At 74.0% G+C, this 2,275-nt stretch carries 4 protein-coding genes; all 4 read left to right on the top strand.

All coding sequences use genetic code 11. The features are described from left to right. On the top strand, nt 1–249 hold a 249-nt coding region (locus D8M35_RS16015; protein ID WP_148113411.1), incomplete at its 5' end, for a rhodanese-like domain-containing protein. A 79-nt stretch (nt 250–328) separates the two neighbouring features. Continuing rightward, the gene (gene modA / locus D8M35_RS16010) at nt 329–1,105 is read left to right on the top strand and encodes a molybdate ABC transporter substrate-binding protein (protein ID WP_126892702.1); all 777 of its coding nucleotides are present in this window, start codon (nt 329–331) and stop codon (nt 1,103–1,105) included. Nucleotides 1,106–1,107: 2 nt separating this feature from the next. Then, nucleotides 1,108–1,944, top strand: a complete 837-nt coding sequence (locus D8M35_RS16005; protein WP_238638281.1) for an ABC transporter permease — start codon at nt 1,108–1,110, stop codon at nt 1,942–1,944. Next, on the top strand, nt 1,941–2,275 hold a 335-nt coding region (locus D8M35_RS16000; protein WP_126892700.1), incomplete at its 3' end, for an ATP-binding cassette domain-containing protein. The genes D8M35_RS16005 and D8M35_RS16000, both read left to right, overlap by 4 nt.

Genomic DNA, 2,275 nt, shown 5'->3' with positions numbered 1-2,275 from the left:
ACCGTCCTGGTCGACGTCCGCACCGACGAGGAGCGCGCGACCGGCGTCATCCCCGGCTCGCTGACGCCGGGCGACCTCACCGACCCCGATCCGGGCGACGAACTGGTCGTCGTCTGCGCGTCCGGGAAGCGCGCCACGGCCTGGGCGCGGCAGGCGATCGCGGACCGACCGGCCGGGGCTCCGCCCGTCACCGTCCTCGACGGCGGGATCACCGCATGGCGCCAGGAAGGCCTCCCGACCTCGGTATGACCGCACGTGCGGATAGGATCGCCTCGTGAAGCCGCTCCTGCGTACCAGTTCTGCATTCGCGCTCGTCGTCGCCGGGCTGATGCTGACCGCGTGCTCGACCCAGTCGGCCACGAGCGGCGCGACGGGCAGCGGAGCGACGGGCACCACCGCGAGCGGCACGGCCACCAGCGGTGCGGCCCCGACCGGTTCCATCACGGTGTTCGCGGCCGCCTCGCTCCAGCGCACCTTCACCGAGCTCGGCAAGCGGTTCGAGCAGCAGCACCCGGGCACCACGGTCACGTTCTCGTTCGCCGGCTCGAGCGACCTCGTCTCGCAGATCCGCAACGGCGCCCCCGCCGACGTGTTCGCCTCCGCCGACGAGGCGAACATGGCGAAGCTCACGTCGACCGACCTGGCGACGGGGTGGCCCCGCGACTTCGCGACGAACGCCCTCGAGATCGCGGTCGCTCCCGGGAACCCCGAGCACGTCGAGGACCTCCGCGACCTCACCGCGTCCGACCTGCAGGTCGTCACCTGCGCCGCCCCGGTGCCGTGCGGTGCGGCGACGGCGGAGGTCGAGCGGGCCGCGGGCATCGAGCTGCGCCCGGTGAGCGAGGAGCAGTCGGTCACCGACGTCCTCGGCAAGGTCGGGTCCGGGCAGGCCGACGCCGGGCTCGTCTACGTCACCGACGTCGAGGGCTCGGGGGGGAAGGTCGAGGGTGTCCCGTTCGCCGAGTCGTCGACGGCCGTGAACACGTACCCGATCGGTGTCCTGAAGGAGTCCGCGAACCCGGAGACCGCGGCGTCGTTCGCCGCGTACGTCCGCTCCGACGCCGGACGCAAGGTGCTCACGGACGCCGGCTTCGGCGCACCCTGACGATGACCACGACGCTCCCGATGAACCGGACGACGAACAGGACCACCCTGGGCCACCAGCGCACCCCCGTGCCGTGGTGGCTCCCGGTCCCCGCGGTCCTCGGCGGCCTGTTCGTCGTCGTGCCCGTGGCGGCGATGGTCGGTCGGGTCGACTGGTCGTCCTTCGTCGCCCTGGTCACCGCACCCGCGTCGACCACCGCGCTCGGGCTGAGCCTCGGCACCGCGGCAGCCGCCACCGGTGTCGCGTTCGTCCTCGGTTACCCGCTCGCCGTGCTCTTCGCCCGCTCGACGTCGCGCTGGGTGGGGGTCCTCCGAGCCCTGGTCCTCCTGCCGCTCGTGCTCCCGCCGGTCGTGGGCGGTCTCGCCCTGCTCGCGGCGTTCGGTCGGCTCGGCGTGCTCGGCGCGTTCCTCGACGAGCACGGGCTGCGGATCGCGTTCACCACGACGGCGGTGGTGATGGCACAGGTGTTCGTCTCGATGCCGTTCCTGGTCTCGTCGATCGAGGGCTCGCTCCGCACCGGCGGTGGCCGTGCCGAGCGGGTCGCCGCGACGCTCGGCGCCGGGCCGACGCGCACCTTCCTCACCGTGACGACGCCCCGCGTGCTCCCGGGCATCACCTCCGGCCTGGTGCTCTGCGGTGCGCGGGCGCTCGGCGAGTTCGGCGCGACGCTCACCTTCGCCGGCAGCCTGCAGGGGGTCACGCGGACCCTCCCGCTCGAGGTCTACCTGCAGCGCGAGGTCGACCCGGACACCGCGGTCGCCCTCGCGCTCGTCCTCGTCGTGGTCGCCCTCGTCGTGATCGGGACGACGACGGTGCGCAGCCGTCCGGTGATGCCGTGACGATCGGGGGAGCGGGGCTCAGCGCCCACGTCGTCGTCCCCGAGCGGCACGTGGACGTGCGCCTGACGATCGGCCACGAGGAGTGCGTCGCCCTGGTCGGACCGAACGGTGCCGGCAAGTCGACCGTGGTCGAGGCCCTCGCGGGGCTCCTCCGGACCCGCGACGGCAGCGTCGTGCTCGCCGACCGCGACCTGACGGCCCTCCCGACGCACCGCCGCCGGGTCGGCCTGGTCGCCCAGCGCCCCGACCTCTTCGGCCACCGCACGGTCGCCGGCAACGTCGCCTTCGGTCCGCGTGCCACCGGGGCCACCCGCCGGGAGGCTCGGCTCCA

Source organism: Curtobacterium sp. HSID17257 (assembly GCF_003989515.1).
Lineage (GTDB): Bacteria > Actinomycetota > Actinomycetes > Actinomycetales > Microbacteriaceae > Curtobacterium.
This window is presented reverse-complemented; position numbering and strand designations above follow the sequence as displayed.